The sequence below is a fragment of the Pseudomonas sp. WS 5078 genome (assembly GCF_012985745.1).
Classification (GTDB): Bacteria; Pseudomonadota; Gammaproteobacteria; order Pseudomonadales; family Pseudomonadaceae; genus Aquipseudomonas; species Aquipseudomonas lundensis_A.
In genome coordinates, this window is sequence record NZ_JAAQWX010000003.1 from 315371 (window position 1) to 334140 (window position 18770).

At 57.6% G+C, this 18770-nt stretch carries 17 protein-coding genes and 1 other RNA gene; 4 read left to right on the forward strand and 14 right to left on the reverse strand.

Annotated features, from left to right (window positions below):
• The 14 genes from HBN68_RS06805 to rsmI all read right to left on the reverse strand — a co-directional run bounded on the left by HBN68_RS06805 (nucleotide 1) and on the right by rsmI (nucleotide 15067).
• The gene (locus HBN68_RS06805) at nucleotides 1–957 is read right to left on the reverse strand and encodes a D-alanine--D-alanine ligase (RefSeq protein ID WP_094993055.1); all 957 of its coding nucleotides are present in this window, start codon (nucleotides 955–957) and stop codon (nucleotides 1–3) included.
• Nucleotides 954–2414, reverse strand: a complete 1461-nt coding sequence (murC, locus tag HBN68_RS06810) for a UDP-N-acetylmuramate--L-alanine ligase (RefSeq protein WP_094993054.1) — start codon at nucleotides 2412–2414, stop codon at nucleotides 954–956. The genes HBN68_RS06805 and murC overlap by 4 nt, the downstream gene beginning before the upstream one ends.
• Entirely contained in the window at nucleotides 2407–3477 is a 1071-nt protein-coding gene (gene murG / locus HBN68_RS06815) for an undecaprenyldiphospho-muramoylpentapeptide beta-N-acetylglucosaminyltransferase (RefSeq protein ID WP_169963092.1), read from the reverse strand. Before murG ends, murC begins: the two co-directional genes overlap by 8 nt.
• Nucleotides 3467–4678, reverse strand: a complete 1212-nt coding sequence (gene ftsW, locus HBN68_RS06820; protein WP_169963345.1) for a putative lipid II flippase FtsW — start codon at nucleotides 4676–4678, stop codon at nucleotides 3467–3469. The genes murG and ftsW overlap by 11 nt, the downstream gene beginning before the upstream one ends.
• The gene (gene murD, locus HBN68_RS06825) at nucleotides 4678–6024 is read right to left on the reverse strand and encodes a UDP-N-acetylmuramoyl-L-alanine--D-glutamate ligase (RefSeq protein WP_094993051.1); all 1347 of its coding nucleotides are present in this window, start codon (nucleotides 6022–6024) and stop codon (nucleotides 4678–4680) included. Before murD ends, ftsW begins: the two co-directional genes overlap by 1 nt.
• 5 nt (nucleotides 6025–6029) lie before the next feature.
• On the reverse strand, nucleotides 6030–7112 hold the full coding sequence (mraY, locus tag HBN68_RS06830) for a phospho-N-acetylmuramoyl-pentapeptide-transferase (protein ID WP_047273782.1): 1083 nt from the start codon (nucleotides 7110–7112) through the stop codon (nucleotides 6030–6032).
• Nucleotides 7112–8479 carry a UDP-N-acetylmuramoyl-tripeptide--D-alanyl-D-alanine ligase gene (murF, locus tag HBN68_RS06835; protein ID WP_169963090.1) on the reverse strand — a complete coding sequence of 456 codons (1368 nt, stop codon included), beginning with the start codon at nucleotides 8477–8479 and terminating at the stop codon, nucleotides 7112–7114. Before murF ends, mraY begins: the two co-directional genes overlap by 1 nt.
• Nucleotides 8472–9935, reverse strand: coding sequence for a UDP-N-acetylmuramoyl-L-alanyl-D-glutamate--2,6-diaminopimelate ligase (locus tag HBN68_RS06840; protein ID WP_169963088.1), 1464 nt, complete (start codon nucleotides 9933–9935; stop codon nucleotides 8472–8474). The genes murF and HBN68_RS06840 overlap by 8 nt, the downstream gene beginning before the upstream one ends.
• Entirely contained in the window at nucleotides 9935–11674 is a 1740-nt protein-coding gene (locus HBN68_RS06845) for a penicillin-binding protein 2 (protein ID WP_169963343.1), read from the reverse strand. The genes HBN68_RS06840 and HBN68_RS06845 overlap by 1 nt, the downstream gene beginning before the upstream one ends.
• Nucleotides 11674–11967, reverse strand: coding sequence for a cell division protein FtsL (gene ftsL / locus HBN68_RS06850; RefSeq protein WP_019823808.1), 294 nt, complete (start codon nucleotides 11965–11967; stop codon nucleotides 11674–11676). Before ftsL ends, HBN68_RS06845 begins: the two co-directional genes overlap by 1 nt.
• On the reverse strand, nucleotides 11964–12905 hold the full coding sequence (gene rsmH, locus HBN68_RS06855) for a 16S rRNA (cytosine(1402)-N(4))-methyltransferase RsmH (RefSeq protein ID WP_094993107.1): 942 nt from the start codon (nucleotides 12903–12905) through the stop codon (nucleotides 11964–11966). The genes ftsL and rsmH overlap by 4 nt, the downstream gene beginning before the upstream one ends.
• 2 nt (nucleotides 12906–12907) lie before the next feature.
• Nucleotides 12908–13363 carry a division/cell wall cluster transcriptional repressor MraZ gene (gene mraZ, locus HBN68_RS06860; protein ID WP_047273774.1) on the reverse strand — a complete coding sequence of 152 codons (456 nt, stop codon included), beginning with the start codon at nucleotides 13361–13363 and terminating at the stop codon, nucleotides 12908–12910.
• 355 nt (nucleotides 13364–13718) lie between these two features.
• An RNA gene (gene rnpB, locus HBN68_RS06865) (RNase P RNA component class A) lies at nucleotides 13719–14072 on the reverse strand.
• Nucleotides 14073–14212: 140 nt separating this feature from the next.
• On the reverse strand, nucleotides 14213–15067 hold the full coding sequence (gene rsmI, locus HBN68_RS06870) for a 16S rRNA (cytidine(1402)-2'-O)-methyltransferase (protein WP_094993047.1): 855 nt from the start codon (nucleotides 15065–15067) through the stop codon (nucleotides 14213–14215).
• A 236-nt stretch (nucleotides 15068–15303) separates the two neighbouring features.
• Here rsmI and HBN68_RS06875 point away from each other — a divergent pair, with 236 nt between their 5' ends.
• From HBN68_RS06875 to HBN68_RS06890, 4 genes are all read left to right on the forward strand, one after another.
• Nucleotides 15304–17076, forward strand: a complete 1773-nt coding sequence (locus tag HBN68_RS06875; RefSeq protein ID WP_169963086.1) for a penicillin-binding protein activator — start codon at nucleotides 15304–15306, stop codon at nucleotides 17074–17076.
• A complete protein-coding gene (locus HBN68_RS06880; protein WP_094993045.1) occupies nucleotides 17076–17438 on the forward strand; it encodes a YraN family protein in 363 nt (120 codons plus the stop codon). Before HBN68_RS06875 ends, HBN68_RS06880 begins: the two co-directional genes overlap by 1 nt.
• 137 nt (nucleotides 17439–17575) lie before the next feature.
• On the forward strand, nucleotides 17576–18169 hold the full coding sequence (locus HBN68_RS06885; protein ID WP_094993044.1) for a phosphoheptose isomerase: 594 nt from the start codon (nucleotides 17576–17578) through the stop codon (nucleotides 18167–18169).
• Complete coding sequence (locus HBN68_RS06890; protein WP_169963085.1) at nucleotides 18166–18747, forward strand: BON domain-containing protein; 582 nt, start codon at nucleotides 18166–18168, stop codon at nucleotides 18745–18747. Before HBN68_RS06885 ends, HBN68_RS06890 begins: the two co-directional genes overlap by 4 nt.
• Nucleotides 18748–18770: the final 23 nt, after the last annotated feature.

Sequence of the window (18770 nt, forward strand, 5' to 3'; positions counted from 1 at the left end):
TTAACCTCGCGGCTCTACACTGGCTGCCAGAATCGACAGCACCAACTGTTGAAAATCGAGACCGGCAGCCTTGGCCGCCATCGGCACCAAGCTGTGATCGGTCATGCCCGGCGCGGTGTTGACTTCCAGCAGCCAGAATTGACCGTCGGTGTCCTGCATCACGTCCAGGCGTCCCCAACCGGCAATACCGATCGCCTCACAGGCTTTTGCCGTGAGGTCCATGAGTTCTTGCTCCTTGGCACTGTCGAGACCGCATGGCACGCGATACTGGGTATCGTTGGCCACGTATTTGGCGTCGTAGTCGTAGAACGTATGCGGGGTGCCCAAGGCAATCGGAGGCAACACTTGGTCACGCAGGGTGGCGATGGTGAACTCGGGACCCGAGATCCATTGTTCAACCAACACTTGCGAATCGTACTTACTGGCGTCGGCCCAAGCGCTGATCAATTCCTCAACGCTGTTCACTTTGGCCATACCGATACTTGAACCTTCATGGGCCGGTTTGACGATCAAAGGGAAGCTCAGTTCCTTCGCTGCAGAAATACAATCGGCTTCGGTGCTTAATACGGCATGACGCGGGGTCGGAATACCGAGGCTGTGCCACACCTGTTTGGTGCGCAACTTGTCCATCGCCAGGGCAGACGCCAGGATACCGCTGCCGGTGTAAGGAATGCCCAGGCATTCCAGCAGGCCCTGCATGCTGCCGTCTTCGCCGCCACGGCCGTGCAAAATGATGAACGCACGGTCGATTTTTTCTTGAGTGATACGGCTGATGAAATCATCACCCACGTCAATGCCGAACGCATCCACTCCGGCGCTTTGCAGCGCGCTCAATACGGCATTGCCTGACTTGAGCGAAACTTCACGCTCAGCGCTTTTGCCGCCGAACAGCACCGCTACGCGGCCGAAGTCTGCGGGTGCAATGGTCGAAAACAGGTTGGCGTAGGCTGCAGTCATTTCAACTTCCCTTCGCTGGCTGCCACGGTGGCACCGGCAAACAACGGACTTTTAATTAGTTGCGGTGCCAGACGCCCGATATCGCCCGCGCCCTGGCACAACAGAATGTCGCCCGCGCGCAACAGCGGCTTGACGATCGGCGCCAGCTCAACGCCGCGCTCAATGTAGATCGGGTCTAACTGACCGCGTTGACGGATGCTGTGGCACAACTGACGACTGTCAGCACCCGGGATCGGTTCTTCGCCCGCCGGATAGACTTCCATCAGCAACAGCACGTTGGCATCGGCCAGCACTTGCACGAAATCGTCGTACAGGTCACGGGTGCGGCTGAAACGGTGTGGCTGGTAAACCATCACCAGACGACGCTCAGGCCAGCCGCCACGAACGGCTTTGATCACGGCGGCAACTTCAGTCGGATGGTGGCCATAGTCGTCGACCAGCATTACGCTGCCGCCTTCAACGGGCAGCTCGCCATAGACTTGAAAACGGCGGCCCACACCCTGGAAGCCCGACAGCCCCTGAACAATGGCGTCATCGCTGATGCCTTCATCGCAGGCAATGCAGATGGTTGCCAGCGCATTCAGCACGTTATGGTTGCCCGGCATGTTGACCGAGACATCCAATGGCTCACGGTCCGGGCGCAGTACGGTGAAGAACGTCTGCATGCCCTGCTGGCGCACATTGATTGCACGCACGTCAGCGGTTTCACTGAAGCCATAAGTCACGGTCGGACGCTTGACCAGCGGCAGGATTTCACGCACGACCGGGTCGTCCAGACACAGCACCGCCAAGCCATAAAACGGCAGGTTGTGGAGGAATTCGACGAAAGTTTTCTTCAGCTTGTTGAAGTCACCCTCGTAGGTCGCCATGTGGTCAGCATCAATGTTGGTGACCACAGCGACCAGCGGCTGCAAATGCAGGAAGCTGGCATCGCTTTCGTCCGCTTCAGCAATCAGGTAGCGGCTGGTGCCCAATTGTGCATTGGTGCCAGCTGCATTCAGCCGACCACCGATCACAAATGTCGGGTCCAGCCCACCGGCGGCAAACACAGAGGCCAACAGGCTGGTGGTGGTGGTTTTGCCGTGCGTACCGGCAACGGCAATGCCGTGACGGTAGCGCATCAGTTCAGCCAGCATCTCGGCACGCGGCACGACCGGAATACGACGCTCAAGCGCGTTCGCCACTTCCGGGTTTGACGTATTGACGGCACTCGACACCACCAGTACATCGGCGTTGGCCGCGTTTTCAGCGCGGTGGCCGATAAAAATGTGTGCGCCAAAAGATTCAAGGCGTTCGGTCACAGGCGATGCATTCAGGTCGGAGCCTGACACCTGATAGCCCAGGTTCAGCAACACTTCAGCGATACCGCACATGCCCACGCCGCCGATACCGACAAAGTGGATACGCCGGATACGGCGCATTTCCGGTTGCGGCATGGCTTTTTGATTCTCAACCATGGGCCACCTCCAGGCAGATATCGACAACATTGCGGGTCGCATCAGGTTTGGCCAAGCGGCGAGCATTGGTCGCCATGCTGTTCAGTCGTTCCGGTTGCATCAAAACCTCTGTCAGGCGTGCAGCCAGATCGGCTGCGCCAGTCGTCGCTTGTGGCATCAGGAAAGCCGCGCCTTCCCGAGCCAAAAAGTCGGCATTACGGCTCTGGTGGTCGTCGATCGCGTGGGGCAAGGGCACCAGCAGCGAGGGCAGACCGGCCGCAGCCAGTTCACTGACGGTCAACGCGCCTGCGCGACAAACCACCAGGTCGGCCCAGCCATAAGCGTGGGCCATGTCTTTAATAAAAGGCTGAACTTGAGCCTCCACGCCGACCGCGTGGTAACGCTCGGCGGTCAGTTGGTCGTGTTGTTTACCGGCCTGATGGAACACCTCAGGGCGCACCTCGGCCGGTACGAGAGCCAGCGCTTCAGGCAGCAATTTGTTCAGCGGCTCAGCCCCCAAGCTGCCACCCAAGACCAGCAAACGCGCCTTGCGCCCGTGCAGTGGCGCGCGCGGGGCCAGTGAAAACAGTTCAGTACGCACCGGGTTGCCGGTGGTGCGGCGTTTGTCTGAAGGCTCAAAGGTTTCCGGGAAGGCTTCGAGCACGCGCTGCGTCATCGGTAACAGCAGGCGGTTAGCGGTGCCGGCCACAGCGTTTTGTTCGTGGATGATCACAGGAACGCCACACGTTTTGGCGGCCAGGCCGCCGGGGCCGGTCACATACCCGCCAAACCCCAGCACGCACACCGGCTTTAGCTGGCGAATGATGGCGCGCGCTTGCATCAATGCCTTGAGCAACACAAATGGCGCTTTGAGCAACGACAGCTTGCTCTTGCCACGCAGGCCGGTGACGTTGATCCGGTGCAAGGTGAAACCGGCGGGTTCTACCAGTTCGTTTTCGATACCGCGCGGTGTACCGAGCCAGTGCACGGTGTAACCACGGGCTTCAAATTCGCGCGCACAGGCCAAAGCCGGGAACACGTGTCCGCCGGTGCCGCCCGCCATGATCAGCACATTAGCGCCCATGGTTCGGTTCCTCTGCGAAGTCGCTTTCTTTAAACTCGGTGTCTTCGCTGCCCAAGTGGGTACGACTTTCCCACTCAATACGCAGCAACAATCCCATGCACACGCAGCAAATCACCAATGAACTGCCGCCATAACTGAGGAACGGTAGCGTCAACCCTTTGGTTGGCAGCAAACCAACGTTCACCCCGATATTGATCAGGAATTGTCCGATCCACAGGAAGGACAAACCGTACGCCATATAAGCAGCGAAATATTGCTTGGCGCGCTCGGCCCACATCCCGATGTACATCCCGCGCACGCAGACAAACACGAACAAGGCCACAGTGAGGAGCGAACCGACCACGCCCAGCTCTTCGGCCAGTACCGAGAACACGAAGTCCGTATGGGCTTCGGGCAGGTAAAACTGCTTCTGAACGCTGTTGCCCAGACCGACGCCGAACCATTCGCCACGACCAAATGCAATCAGCGCCTGTGTCAGCTGGTAGCCCGAGCCAAACTGGTCAGACCAGGGGTCGGTAAAGGTGATCAAACGTGCCATCCGGTAGGGTTGCGCCTGAACCAGCACGAACACCGCCCCCACCGCGAGTGCCACCATCAGGGCAAAGCGGAAAAGACCAACGCCACCCAAAAACAGCATGGCGGCAGCTGCCCCCATCATCACGACGGTGGCACCGAAGTCGGGTTCCATCAGCAACAGGCCAGCCATAGGCAGCAGCACGATGAACGGTTTGAAAAAGCCCATCCAGCTTTCGCGGACTTCTTTCTGTCGGCGTACCAGGTAACCGGCCAGATAAATCACAACGAAAACCTTGGCAATTTCAGAAGGCTGAACGTTGAAAAAACTGAACCCGATCCAGCGCATGGAGCCGTTGACCTCACGGCCAATTCCGGGCACCAGCACCATGACCAGTAGGCCAAACGCACCAACCAACAACATCCAGCCCCAACGCTGCCATGTCGCAATCGGGACCATCATGGTCAAGATGCAGGCGCCGAGCCCGAGTACGATGTAAAACAGGTGGCGAATCATGTGGTAGAGCGTGTTGCCCGATTGCAACGCTGCCACTTCGGACGATGCCGAGGTGATCATGACCAGACCCAGGCCCAGCAATGCCAGGCAACCGGCAAGCAGCGGGAAGTCGAGGTCAATGCCACGGCCCGTGATCAGCGGTGAAGGATAGGGTTTGAGGACGCCGAAGATCATGCCAGGGCCCCCACTGCGCGGGCGAACAACTGCCCGCGCTCTTCGTAGTTCTTGAACATGTCGAAACTGGCGCAGGCTGGCGATAACAAAACAGCATCACCGGATTGGGCCAGGGCGCGGGATTGGGCGATCGCCTCATCCAGCGAAGCGGCACGCACCTGGGGAATGGCATCGCCCAGCGCATCGGCTATCAGGCTGGCATCACGCCCGATCAGGACCACGGCACGGCAGTATTTGGTCACGGAGTCACGCAAACCGCTAAAGTCGGCACCTTTGCCGTCGCCCCCGGCGATCAGAACGAGCTTGCCGTCCATGTCCATGCCCAGACCATCGATAGCGGCCAACGCAGCGCCGACATTGGTAGCCTTGGAATCGTTGTAGTAACTCACGCCCTCAAGCTCGCGTACCCACTGGCAGCGATGCTCAAGGCCGGTGAAATTACGCAAGCTCGACAGCATCGCGTCGAACGGCAGCCCCACTGCGTGGCCCAGTGCCAAAGCAGCAAGCGCGTTTGCCTGATTGTGCGCACCGCGCACTTTCAGTTCACGCACAGGCATGAGGTTTTGAAATTCGAACGCGAGGTATTTTTCGCCGTTTTCTTCACGCAAACCGAACGCTTTGAAGTCCGGCGCGCCCAGACCGAACGTCCAGCACGGCAGGCCGTCACTCATCAACGGGCGGGTCAGCGCATCCTGACGATTGACCACCACTTGGCGAGCACCCCGGAAGATCCGGTGCTTGGCCAAGTGATACGCGGGCAAGCCGCTGTATCGGTCCATATGGTCTTCGCTGACATTGAGCACGGTGGCCACTTCAGCCCCCAACTGATGGGTCGTTTCAAGCTGGAAGCTCGACAGTTCCATCACGTACAACTCAACGTCGTCGCTGAGCAGGTCGAGTGCAGGCATGCCGAGGTTGCCGCCGACCGCCACGCGCTTGCCTGCCGCTGCAGCCATTTCGCCAACCAGCGTGGTTACCGTGCTCTTGGCGTTGGAGCCACTGATTGCAACGATGGGCGCTTTTGCGTTACGCGCGAACAGGTCGATGTCGCCCGACAACTTCACGCCCCGTGCAGCCGCTGCTTGCAATGCCGGGGTGGCCAGTGCCAGACCGGGGCTGACGTACAGCTCATCCGCCCGGCACAGGAACTCGACATCCAACTCGCCACAACGCACTTCCACTTGCGGGTAGTCACGGCGCAACGTGGCCAGCTCCGGTGGATTTTCCCGCGTGTCGGCAACGGCAAATGACACGCCCTGACGCGCCAGGAAGCGCACCAGGGACATGCCGCTCTTGCCGAGGCCGACAACAATGCGGAAGTGGTCAGAAGCGATCAGAGACACAGGTTCTACCTCAGCTTCAATGTGGCAAGGCCGATCAACACAAGAATCACGGTGATGATCCAGAAACGGACGATCACGCGCGGCTCAGGCCAGCCTTTGAGTTCAAAGTGGTGGTGAATCGGCGCCATGCGAAATACACGTTTACCGGTCAACTTGAAGGACGCGACCTGGATCACCACGGACAGGGTTTCCATCACGAACACCCCGCCCATGATGAAGAGCACGATTTCCTGACGCACAATCACGGCGATGGTCCCCAGTGCGGCACCCAGCGCCAGTGCGCCGACGTCGCCCATGAAGACTTGGGCCGGGTACGTGTTGAACCACAGAAACCCAAGACCGGCGCCGATCAATGCGCCGCAGAATACGATCAGTTCACCGGCCCCCGGCACATAAGGGATCAACAGGTAATCGGCAAATTTCACGTTACCCGACAGGTAGCAGAAGATGCCCAGTGCACCGCCCACCATCACCGTCGGCATGATTGCCAGGCCATCGAGGCCGTCAGTCAGGTTGACGGCGTTGCTGGAGCCGACGATCACGAAATACGTCAGCACCACAAAGCCAATGCCCAGCGGAATGCTGGCATCTTTGAGGATCGGCAAGATCAGGGTAGTTTCGACCGCGCTTGGTGCCGTCATATACAGGAAGATCGCTGCACCCAGACCGAATACCGATTGCCAGAAGTACTTCCAGCGGCTCGGAAGGCCGCGGGAGTTTTTCTCGATCACCTTGCGGTAGTCGTCGACCCAGCCAATGGCCCCGAACAGCAGGGTGACCAACATCACGACCCACACGTAACGGTTGCTCAGGTCTGCCCACAGCAAGGTGCTGATGGTGATGGCGGACAGAATCAACGCACCGCCCATGGTCGGGGTGCCGGATTTCGACAAATGCGATTGCGGCCCGTCGTTACGCACAGATTGGCCGATTTGGCGGTTTTGCAGGGTGCGGATCATCCACGGCCCAAGGCACAGTGACAGAGACAGCGCGGTCAGTACGCCCAGAATTCCCCGCAGGGACAAGTACTGGAAGACCGCGAAGCCCTTGTAGAACTGTTGCAGATACTCCGCTAGCAGCAGCAGCATTAATGTTTCTCCCCGCTGGAACCGCACAGCGCCGCAACGACGTTTTCCATCGCAGCGCTACGCGAGCCCTTGATCAAAATAGTGGTGTTTGTTTCGTGCTCAGCGCGAAGCGCCTTGATCAGGTCAGCCTGATTGGCGAAGTGACGAGCCTGGTGTCCAAATGCAGCGACGGCATGAGCCATCATTGGCCCCACCGCATAGAGCGCTGAAACCTTGTCGGCGGCATAAGCGCCTACTTCACGATGTCCTTGCTCCGCCCACTCACCCAGCTCGCCAATATCTCCGAGCACCAGAACGGTGCGGCCGGAAAAGGCGGCGAGTATATCAACGGCAGCGCACATTGAGGTGGGGTTTGCGTTGTAAGTGTCATCAATAATTCGTAGTCCGGCAGGGGTCAGTTGAGCCACTGCTCGCCCCTTGACCGGTTGCACCGCGTTTAACCCGGAAACGATGCCAAACAGTGAAACGCCCAACGCATAAGCGGCTGCCGCTGCAGCCAGGGCATTGGCTACGTTATGACTGCCCAACAGGTTGAGCTGAACCTGCTCCACGCCCGCCGGGCTGTGCAAAGTAAACCCTGGGCAACCACGCGCATCACGGGTCAATTGGCTGGCATGGAAATCCGCTTGAGCATTGCTCAAGGCGAACGTGAGAACCTTGCGCTCACCGGCACGGGCCTTCCAGATGCCGAATGCCTTGTCATCAAGATTGAGCACCGCGACGCCATCGGCCGCCAGCCCTTCGATGATTTCGCCTTTGGCTTCGACAATTTTATCCGGGCCGCCAAATTCACCGACATGGGCTGTGCCAGCATTGTTAAGCACGGCCACGTGGGGGCGGGTCAAGCTGACGGTGTAGGCGATTTCGCCCAGACGCGATGCGCCCAGTTCGATCACTGCCGCTGTGTGCTCGGGCGCCAGCTCCATCAAGGTAAGCGGAACGCCGAGGTCGTTATTCAAATTACCTTTGGTTGCCAACACCGGCCCGCGCGTGCGCAGGATGCACGCGAGCATTTCCTTGACCGTGGTTTTGCCGCTGGAACCTGTAATCGCTGCCACCGGCTTGTCGTAGCCAGCACGGTTCAACGCACCCAATTGACCCAACGCGACGCGTGTGTCTCTAACGATCAATTGGGGCAAGGCTGACTCAGGTACTTCCCGCTCGACCAGTGCGGCTACAGCGCCCTTGGCCGCCACTTCGTTCAAGTAGTCATGCCCGTCAAAACGCGGGCCCGTTAAGGCAATAAACAACTGCCCTCTGGTAATTGCACGACTGTCAATGCTGACACCGTTAAAGGTCGCATCAGCCTCAACCAGACGACCGTTAAGTGCCGCACAGACTTCGCTCAACAATAGAGGCTTAAGCATGGGCGGCCTCCCAAGCGAGCAAGGCATTTTCGGCTTCTACAAGATCGGAGAAATCATGACGTTCGCCATTGATTTCCTGATAGTCCTCGTGACCTTTACCCGCCAGCACGATCACGTCATCAGCACTGGATTGAGCAATGATCTGCGCAATGGCTTCAGCACGCCCGGCAACGAAGGTGACGTTGGCCTCATCGGCAAATCCGGCGCGGATGTCATTGAAAATCTGCGCGGGGTCTTCAGTACGCGGGTTATCGTCGGTGACCAGAACGGTGTCAGCCAAACGCTCTACCACCTCAGCCATCAGCGGCCGCTTGCCGCGATCGCGATCACCGCCGCAGCCAAACAGGCACTGCAACTGCCCTTTTGCGTGAGGACGCAGGGCCAGCAGAACTTTTTCCAGCGCGTCAGGGGTATGTGCGTAATCAACCACGACCAATGGCTTGGAACCACCGCCCAAACGCTGCATACGGCCTACCGGACCTTCCAGTTTTGGCAGCACGTTAAGAATTTCATCCAGCGGATAATCCAGGCCCATCAAAGCACCGATAGCGGCCAGCACGTTGCTCAGGTTGAAGCGACCGAGCAGCGTACTGCGCAGTAAATGCTCACCTTGAGCGGTTTTCACCGTGGCACGCACGCCGTCATCGTCAAACGTAGCGTCGTAGCAATACAAAGAAGCACTGCTGTCTTCGAGGCTATAGCTAATCAGTCGGGAATCATGCTTTTCAGCGGCGAGTTCACGACCAAATGCATCATCCAGATTCAGTACCCGGCACCGCAGGTTCGGCCATGCAAACAGCTGGGCTTTTGCCTGCGCATACGCTTGCATGGTGCCGTGGTAGTCAAGATGATCGCGCGACAGATTAGTCAGGACTGCCACATCAAATGCCAATGCACTGACCCGCCCCTGATGCAAACCATGGGAGGAGACTTCCATCGCTACCGCTTTTGCACCGGCTTTTTTCAGATCAGCCAGCATGGCCTGCACGGCAATCGGATCGGGCGTTGTGTGCCGTCCGCTTTGCAGCGCGCCATAAAAGCCAGTGCCCAATGTACCGACGATTCCGCAATGCTGGCCCAACAAATCCAGCGCCTGCGCCACCAATTGAGTAACGCTGGTTTTACCGTTGGTACCGGTGACGCCCACCAGGTTGAGGTGATGGCTTGGCTCGCCATAAAAGCGCCCGGCGATATCTGACAATTGTGCAGCAAGACCTTTGACCGGAATCAGCGGCACCGAGGTGATTGGTAGCACTGAAGCGCCATCCACTTCATACGCCACAGCAGCTGCGCCTCGGCTTAAGGCATCCGCGATGTGTTCGCGGCCATCGAGCTTGCCGCCTGGCACAGCAAGGAACAGGTCGCCTGCGCGTACGTTCCGGCTATCAAGGGTCAGCTCGCGGATCAGCAAATCGTGACCAGCGTGGGGGAATATTTTGTTCAGGCTCAAGGACATTAGCCGCGCCCTCCTTTGGCTGCCGCAGCGGCCGCCGCTGCTTGTTGCTCTGCCGCAGTCGGCAGGTTATCCGGCGTGACGTTCATCAGGCGCAGGGTGCCAGACATGACTTTGCTGAATACCGGCGCCGATACCAGACCACCGAAGTAGCCTGCCTTGCTCGGTTCGTCGATCACTACCACGATGGCGTAACGCGGGTCGTTCATCGGGCCGAAACCTGCGAACAGTGAGCGATAGGAATTCACGGCATAGCCTTTGACGCCGCCAGAAGACGTTTTGCGCGCCGTACCTGATTTGCCGCCCACATGGTAAGCCGGCACTTTGGCACGCCACACACCACGCGGGTTTTCGATCACTTCTTGCAGCATGCCCTGCACGGTTTTTGCGACTTGCTCGGGCATCACCTGCGTGGCCTGTACCGGTTTGTCAGTTTTGAGCAGCGTCAGCGGCGCGAGTTTGCCGTTGTTGGCCAATGCCGAGAACGCATGCACCAGCTGGATGGCTGTCACCGAAACCCCGTAGCCATACGACAAAGTAGCGGTTTCAGCTTTGCGCCATTCGCGGTAGTTGGGCAGGTTACCGACACGCTCGCCGGGGAAGCCGAGCCCGGTGTCTTGCCCCAGCCCCATTTTCGCCATCTGACGGAAAATAGCTTCTCCGCCGATATCGAACGCGACTTTACTCATGCCCACGTTACTGGAATTGATCAGAATGCCGGTCAGGTCGAGGATCGGGCCTTCGGTACGTGATACGTCACGAATGGTGTATTTGCCCAACTGCAGTGTGCCGGGATAGACCTCGACCTTGTCCGTCGGCTTCCAGCGGCCGGTTTCCAGTGCAGCACTCATCGAAATCGGTTTCACTGTCGAACCCGGCTCGAACACGTCGATCATGGCGCGGTTACGCATCATCGCCGGTTGCAGGTTGCGACGATTGTTAGGGTTGTACGTAGGCTGATTGACCATGGCCAGAATCTCGCCGGTCTTGACGTCCATGATCACCAGGCTGCCTGCCTTGGCACCGTTTTCGACCAGTGCGTTGCGCAGTTCACGGTTGGCCAGGTATTGAAGGCGCAGGTCAATCGACAACGCCAAGGTCTTCCCTGCCTTGGCGTTTTTGGTCACTTGCACGTCTTTGATCAGTCGCCCACGTCGGTCCTTGATGACCTGTCGCTTGCCCGCAACACCTGCCAGCCACTCGTCATAAGCCAACTCGACACCTTCACGGCCTTTGTCGTCGATATCCGTAAAGCCGACCATGTGCGCAGTCACCTCTCCCGCCGGGTAGAAGCGACGGAACTCTTCAATGCCATAAACACCTGGCACCTTGAGGTCGAGAACGGCTTGCCCCTGCTCCGGGGTCAGGCCCCGCACCAGGTAGATAAATTCTTTGTTGGCTTGCTGTTCAAGACGCGCAGCCAGGACCTTTGGATCCTGGCCCAGGGCATGGGCCAGAGCCGGCCAGCGATCTTTGGCAACCTGCATTTCCTTGGCGTTGGCCCACAACGTGGTCACTGGCGTACTGACCGCCAACGGCTCGCCATTACGATCGGTAATCAGGCCACGGTGAGCAGGTATCGGAATATGACGAACACTGCGCGCGTCGCCCTGACCTTTAAGGAAGTCGTGGTCGATCACTTGCAGGTAGATGATCTGGCAAGCGATCGCGCCTACCAACAGTGCCAGCAAAGCCAGCACCAAGCGAAAACGCCACGGGAAGAGTGCGCCTTCGAGTTTGATCATGGCGCCACCATCCGAACTTCTGCTGCGCCAGGAATGCGCATTTTCAGTTGTTCGCTGGCCAGGGTTTCGATACGGCTGTGGGCCGTCCACGTGCTTTGCTCAAGGATCAGACGGCCCCATTCGGCCTGCGCTTTGTCACGCACACTCAATTCGCCATACAGGGTGTTGAGCAATTGCCGATTCCAGTGCGCGCTGTAAGAAACGCCGACAGCCGAAACCAGCACGCCAATAAACAGCAGCAGCATGAAGAAACTTCCGCCGGGAAGTGGCTTGGCAAAGAGCTTGTTCAACGAAGCTTCTCCGCAACGCGCATGACAGCGCTGCGCGAGCGCGGATTGGCTTTTAGCTCTTTATCGGAGGCAGTCAGTGCCTTGCCATGAATTTTGATTTTCGGAACAAATGCAACGTGCTGAATAGGCAGGTCGCGAGGAAGGTTGTCTGACTCGCCCTTGACCAGCTTGCGCATGAACTGCTTGACGATGCGGTCTTCCAGGGAATGAAAACTGATGACGACCAGACGGCCGCCAATTTCCAGCGACTCCAGTGCCGCCTCAAGGCCCGCTTCCAGATCACCCAACTCGTTATTGACGTGAATGCGCAAGCCCTGAAACGTACGGGTTGCCGGGTTCTTGCCCTTTTCCCACGCAGGGTTGGCTACCTTCAGGACTTCTGCAAGGTCAGCCGTACGCTCGAATGGCTTGCTTTCACGTCGATCCACAACTGCGCCTGCCATGCGCCATGCGTGACGCTCTTCACCATACTCTTTGAAGACGCGGGCTATTTCTTCACGGGACGCAGTGTTGACGAATTCAGCCGCGCTTACACCTTGGGAAGGGTCCATGCGCATGTCCAACGGACCGTCGTTCATGAAACTGAAGCCACGCTCCGGATCATCAAGCTGAGGCGATGACACGCCCAGGTCCAGCAAGACACCGCTGACTTTACCGGCCAGCCCACGCTCGGCAACCTCAGCACCCATTTCGGCAAAGCTACGCTGCACAATGACAAAGCGGCCGTCTTCGGCCGCCAGCGCTTGCCCTGTGGCAATCGCTTGTGGATCTTTATCAAACCCGAGCAGGCGACCCTGAGGACCGAGATGCTGGAGTATCAGACGGCTATGTCCGCCGCGACCGAAGGTGCCATCCAGATAGCATCCATCAGGACGTACGGCGAGAGCCTCTACGGCTTCGTCGAGCAGTACGGTGATGTGGTTGAAGCCGCTATCTATAGTCACAGAATTAAATCACGCAGTTCGTCAGGCATCGCGCCCGGTTGTTGAATAGCTGCAAGGTCAGCGGCAGAAACAGCTTCCCAGGCATCCTCGTCCCACAGTTGAAACTTGTTCAGCTGGCCCACCAACATCGCGCGCTTTTCCAACTTGGCATATTCACGCAAGCGCGGCGGCACCAGAAAACGACCACTGCCATCGAGCTCAAGGTCGACGGCATTACCAATCAGCAAACGTTGTAGCCGGCGGTTCTCTTCACGCAATGAAGGCAGTGCCCTCAGCTTCGTTTCGATCAACTCCCACTCATCTAGCGGGTACACACATAAGCAGGGATCTACCGCATCAATGGTCACGATCAGCTGCCCGGAGCTCCGCGAAATCAACTCGTCACGGTACCGGCTCGGCATTGCGAGACGGCCCTTTGCATCGAGACTGATTGCATTGGCTCCACGAAACACGGCTGCGTTTCTCCAAATATTAGCGTTTTACGTCTAGAAAACCCACTTTATGCCACTTTTCGCCACTTGCGCACACTATAGGAATGCGCCCACCACACCGTCAAGGCGCGACCCGAAGGAAAACCCTTACAGAACTGAGATTTAGGTGGGGAATTAGACGTACAGAAGCAAGCCGAAGAAATAATTGACGATTGATAGCCAATAAACTCAAAGCCCTGGACTTCAAACTTAAAGTAGTTTGTTAAGACTAAGAACTTTTTGTCATTACTTCGTGAAATTTTCGTGTGTTTGTTGCGAGGGGGTAGAGCGCGTCTTGATTATTGCTAGCTGCCTGCAGGGCAAGCAGAAGAAAAAGGTGGAGAGTCGATCTGTAAGCCGGGTTCTGTCGTGAACAGTCATTCGTCTACGATGGCCATCACTGGACATCTTTAGCAACCTACCCGGTTCCAGCGCGGGCCACGCCTTGGAACCCTATTTGGTCTTGCTCCAAGTGGGGTTTACCTAGCCACGAACTGTTACCAGACGTGCGGTGCGCTCTTACCGCACCTTTTCACCCTTACCGGCGCCGAAGCGCTTAGGCGGTTATTTTCTGTGGCACTTTCCGTAGGCTCACGCCTCCCAGGCATTACCTGGCACTTCGCCCTATGGAGCCCGGACTTTCCTCCCCCCCCTAATTTTCATAGAGGGCAGCGACTGTCCAATCGACTCTCCGCCGCGAAGATTAACGGCACAAAGCGTATAGGACAAGCTTTAATAGCCGTATGACACCCTCAACCGCCGATCCGAAAACCACGCACGCACCGGCAAAACAGCAAAAACCCGCTATGGGCTACCAGACACGCGGGGTATTCAATCGGTTTTTTGCTTCTCAAGCGCCACTTGATAAAGCACGTTCTTGCGCTCGCCGGTAATTTCAGCTGCCAATGCCGCCGCACGCTTAAGGGGCATTTCCTTGAGTAAAAGATCGAGAATACGCATGGCTTCACTGCTGATTGCATCTTCGCTTTCTGGCGCAGTCCAACCGGCCACCAGCACGACACACTCACCGCGCTGTTGATTGCTGTCACTTTCAACGAACTCTCGCAGCTCAGCCAATGGCAAGCCTTTGAGTGTCTCAAAAGTCTTGGTCAACTCACGGGCCAACAACGCCGGACGCTCTGGACCGAACACCAGCTCCATATCTTGCAGGCACTCAAGAATGCGATGCGGCGCCTCATAAAAAATCAAAGTACGCGGTTCTTCTTTCAGCAGCTCAAGCCGCGTCCGACGACCAACCGCCTTGGCAGGCAGGAAGCCTTCGAAGATAAAACGATCAGAAGGCAGCCCGGCAGCCGATAAAGCCGCAATCAAAGCACAGGCTCCCGGCACGGGAACGACAGGTATGCCAGCAGCTCGCGCTTGACGAACCAGGTGATAGCCCGGGTCAGAAATCAACGGCGTTCCGGCATCGGAGATCAACGCGACGTCCTCGCCCGCCAACAACCGCTGAATGAAGCGACTGCCTTCATCACGCTCGTTGTGTTCGTGACACGCACCCAACGGCGTGGAAATACCGAAATGCTGCATCAGGCGTAGCGAATGACGCGTGTCCTCCGCAGCAATAAGCGAGACATCACGCAATACTTTAAGCGCACGCGCACTGATATCGTCCAGGTTACCGATGGGCGTGGCCACCACATAAAGTGAGCCAACAACGGAATTCACAGCACCTGGAGCAGTCAAAACGCACACCTCAAAAGAGTTAAAGGCGCCATTGTAGCGCGTAGAGCCTTACTCGCAGCACCCCTGAGGCATGACGTAAAAGACAGATACAGAAAAGATTGTCCGCCACAGACGCCTGAAGTCATCTAAATTTAGGCTTTATGGTCTGTAACATCGCACCCCGGCCAGTGCTTGGGTACACTTCGCCACCTTATTTGATCGAGTATCAGGAACACTACATGATCGCTTGCCTGCGGCTGTTCACTGCCCTCTGCCTCGCTGCCCTGTTGACAGCTTGCGCCAGCTCGCCCTCCTCCAGCCTCGGCGAACTTCCCCGGACGCCGGATGCCAGCCTTGAGCAGTTGCTCCAGCAGGCAGCGCAAAGCCAAAATCCGGAACAGGCTGCCTTGCTGAGACTTTCTGCCGCTGACCTGGCGTATAAACAGCATAACTTTGATCGAGCCAAGCAGATCCTTGCACAGGTGCCGCTGGATCAGCTAAAACCTGCCCAGCAAGTATTTGCCAGCACGCTGTCAGCCGAGCTGGCCATGAGCCGCAATCAAACCAAAGAAGCGTTGACAGCCCTAAGCCATCCAAGCGTAGCGCGACTTAATGAAATGCCTGCCGATTTGCAGGTACGTAGCCACACTGTCTACGCGCGCGCACTGGAAGCAGACGGCCAGACACTGGCAGCCGCTCGCGAACGCGCGGCAATGAGCCCGCTACTGACCGGTGATGCCGCCAACAGCAACAACGATGCGATTTGGTCGCTGGTGGCAGCACTGCCGGTGGATCAGTTGCAAAACCGAAGCGACGACGTGTTGGGCGGCTGGATGTCACTTGCACTGGCCGTTAAAAGCGCAGGCACGCTAGCAGATCAGCAAAACGCAATCGATCAATGGCGCGCCCAAAATCCGGCTCACCCTGCTGCGATCCAATTGCCGACCCCGCTGGTCAAGCTTAAAGAGCTGGCCAACCAACCATTGACCAAAATCGCTCTGCTGCTGCCTCAGGATGGACAACTGGCTTCGGTGAGCAAGGCATTGCGCGATGGTTTCGTGGCCGCCCACTATCAAGCTCAGCAAGCAGGTCAAAACCCGCCTGAAATTCTGTTCTACGACAGCTCGCGCATCGGCTCACTCGACAGTTTCTACAGCAAAGCCCAGGCTGACGGCGTCCAACTGGTCGTCGGCCCACTGGAGAAGCCGCTAGTCAAACAACTGAGTGCACGCGCACAACTCCCCATTACCACCCTCGCACTCAACTACAGTGAAGCCCCTCAAACACCACCCCAACTGTTCCAGTTCGGACTGGCCGCTGAAGATGAAGCCCGCGAGGTTGCTCGTCGCGCCCGGGCAGACGGCCTGACTCGCGCAGGTGCCATGGTTCCGCAAGGTGAGTGGGGCAACCGCGTACTCAAGGCCTTCCGTCAAGAATGGGAAGCCAATGGCGGCACCATCGTTGGCGTCGAGCACATCGACAAGCCGGTTGCGCTGGCCCAGCAAGTGGCCGATCTAGTGCAACTGCGCAAAAGCGGCAACTCGAGCGATCCTTCCCGACGTCAGGACATGGAGTTCATTTTTCTGGCTGCCACGCCGCAACAGGCACAACAGATCAAACCCACGCTCAACTACCAATATGCTGGTGACCTGCCTGTATACGCCACGTCCCACGTGTTCAGCGCCAGTGGCGATCAGAACCAGTACAACGACATGAATGGCATCCGCTTTTGCGAGACACCATGGCTGCTAACCCCTTCCAATCCTTTGCGCCAGCAAGTAGCCACCCAGTGGCCGCAAGCAGGCGGTAGCCTGGGACGCCTGTATGCAATGGGTGTTGATGCCTATCGCCTGACACCCAGCCTGGGTCAGTTGAAAGCATTACCGGACAGCCGTATTGACGGCCTTTCAGGTAGCTTGAGCATGAGCCAGAGCCAACGAATTGAACGCCAGCTGCCTTGGGCTGAATTCGTCAATGGCCAAGTTCAGAATCTGCCAGATACTCGTAACTGATGCCCCAGCCCTCACGCCAACAAACGGGCAAAAATGCCGAGCGCCTTGCATTGCGGCACCTTGAGCAACACGGATTACGCTTGCTGGCACAAAACTGGCTGTGCAGGCGCGGGGAGCTGGATCTGGTCATGCTCGACGGCGATACAGTAGTATTCGTCGAAGTTCGTTACCGGCAACATGCGCAATGGGGTGGAGCGCTGGCCAGCATTGATGCACGCAAGCGACAAAAGCTGATCCTGGCCGCTCAAACTTTTTTGCAGCAAGAAGCCCGATGGGCCAATTACCCTTGCAGGTTTGACGTCATTGCCATCGACAGCTCAACACCCGACATGAACTGGCTACGGAACGCCTTTGACAGCTGAAGCGCTGTCGGGCCGACCCACGCACCCTTTACTCAACGATTTTGCTTTGCTTGGCAGGCTGTACATTTTTGTACCGGAAAGTCACTCAGGAATACCTGGATCACGCCCGCACTGCCGCCCTACTTAAGGTCACATAGATGGACATGCAATCCCGGATTCGCCTGCTTTTTCAGGCCAGTATCGATACCAAGCAGCAGGCGATGGAAGTGCTTGCACCGCACATCGAACTAGCCAGCCAGGTGATGGTTAATGCCCTGCTAAACGAAGGCAAAATGCTCTCATGCGGCAATGGCGGCTCTGCGGGTGATGCTCAGCACTTCTCATCCGAACTGCTTAACCGGTTCGAGCGCGAACGCCCGAGCCTGCCCGCCATCGCATTGACCACCGACAGCTCGACCATTACCTCAATCGCCAATGACTACAGCTTTAACGAGATTTTTTCCAAGCAGATACGCGCCCTGGGCCAACCAGGTGACGTACTGCTGGCAATCTCGACAAGCGGCAACTCAGCCAACATCATTCAGGCCATTCAGGCCGCGCACGACCGAGAAATGACGGTGGTGGCCTTGACCGGTCGAGATGGCGGAGGCATGGCCTCGCTGTTGCTACCGGAAGACGTGGAGATCCGCGTACCCTCTCTGGTCACCGCACGCATCCAAGAAGTCCACCTGCTGGCGATCCACTGCTTGTGCGATCTGATCGACAGCCAACTGTTCGGGAGTGAAGAATGACTTTTAACCGCCTTGGCTTAGTAGCCCTGACCTTATGCCTGGGTTTGACTGCCGGCTGCAGCTCGGTGCTGACGGCGACACGCGACAAACCTATCGAAGATGATCGAGGCACGCGCACCTTCGGCAGCAAGATCGACGACTCACTGATCGAAACCAAAGTGGCTGTGAATATCGCTAAAGCCAATCCCGACCTGGATAACGGCTCGCACATCGTTGTGACCAGCTACAACGGTATCGTTCTACTGGCAGGGCAAACCCCGCGCGCCGATCTCAAGGCGCAGGCCGAACAGGCCGCTGCTGCTGTCCAGCGTGTCAAAAAGGTCAACAACGAATTGCAGGTCATGGCCCCCTCTTCGATCCTGGCCCGCAATAACGACGCCTGGCTGACCACCAAGATCAAATCGCAAATGCTGACTGACGGCGCAATCCCGGGGTCACGAATCAAGGTCGTAACTGAAAATGGCATTGTTTACTTGCTGGGCCTGGTAACCAAACAGGAAGCCACCCGCGCTACAAACTTGGTTCAAAGCGTCTCCGGCGTTCAAAAAATCGTCAAGCTGTTCGAATACATCGACTGATTCAGCTCCAAGACAGGCGCCGA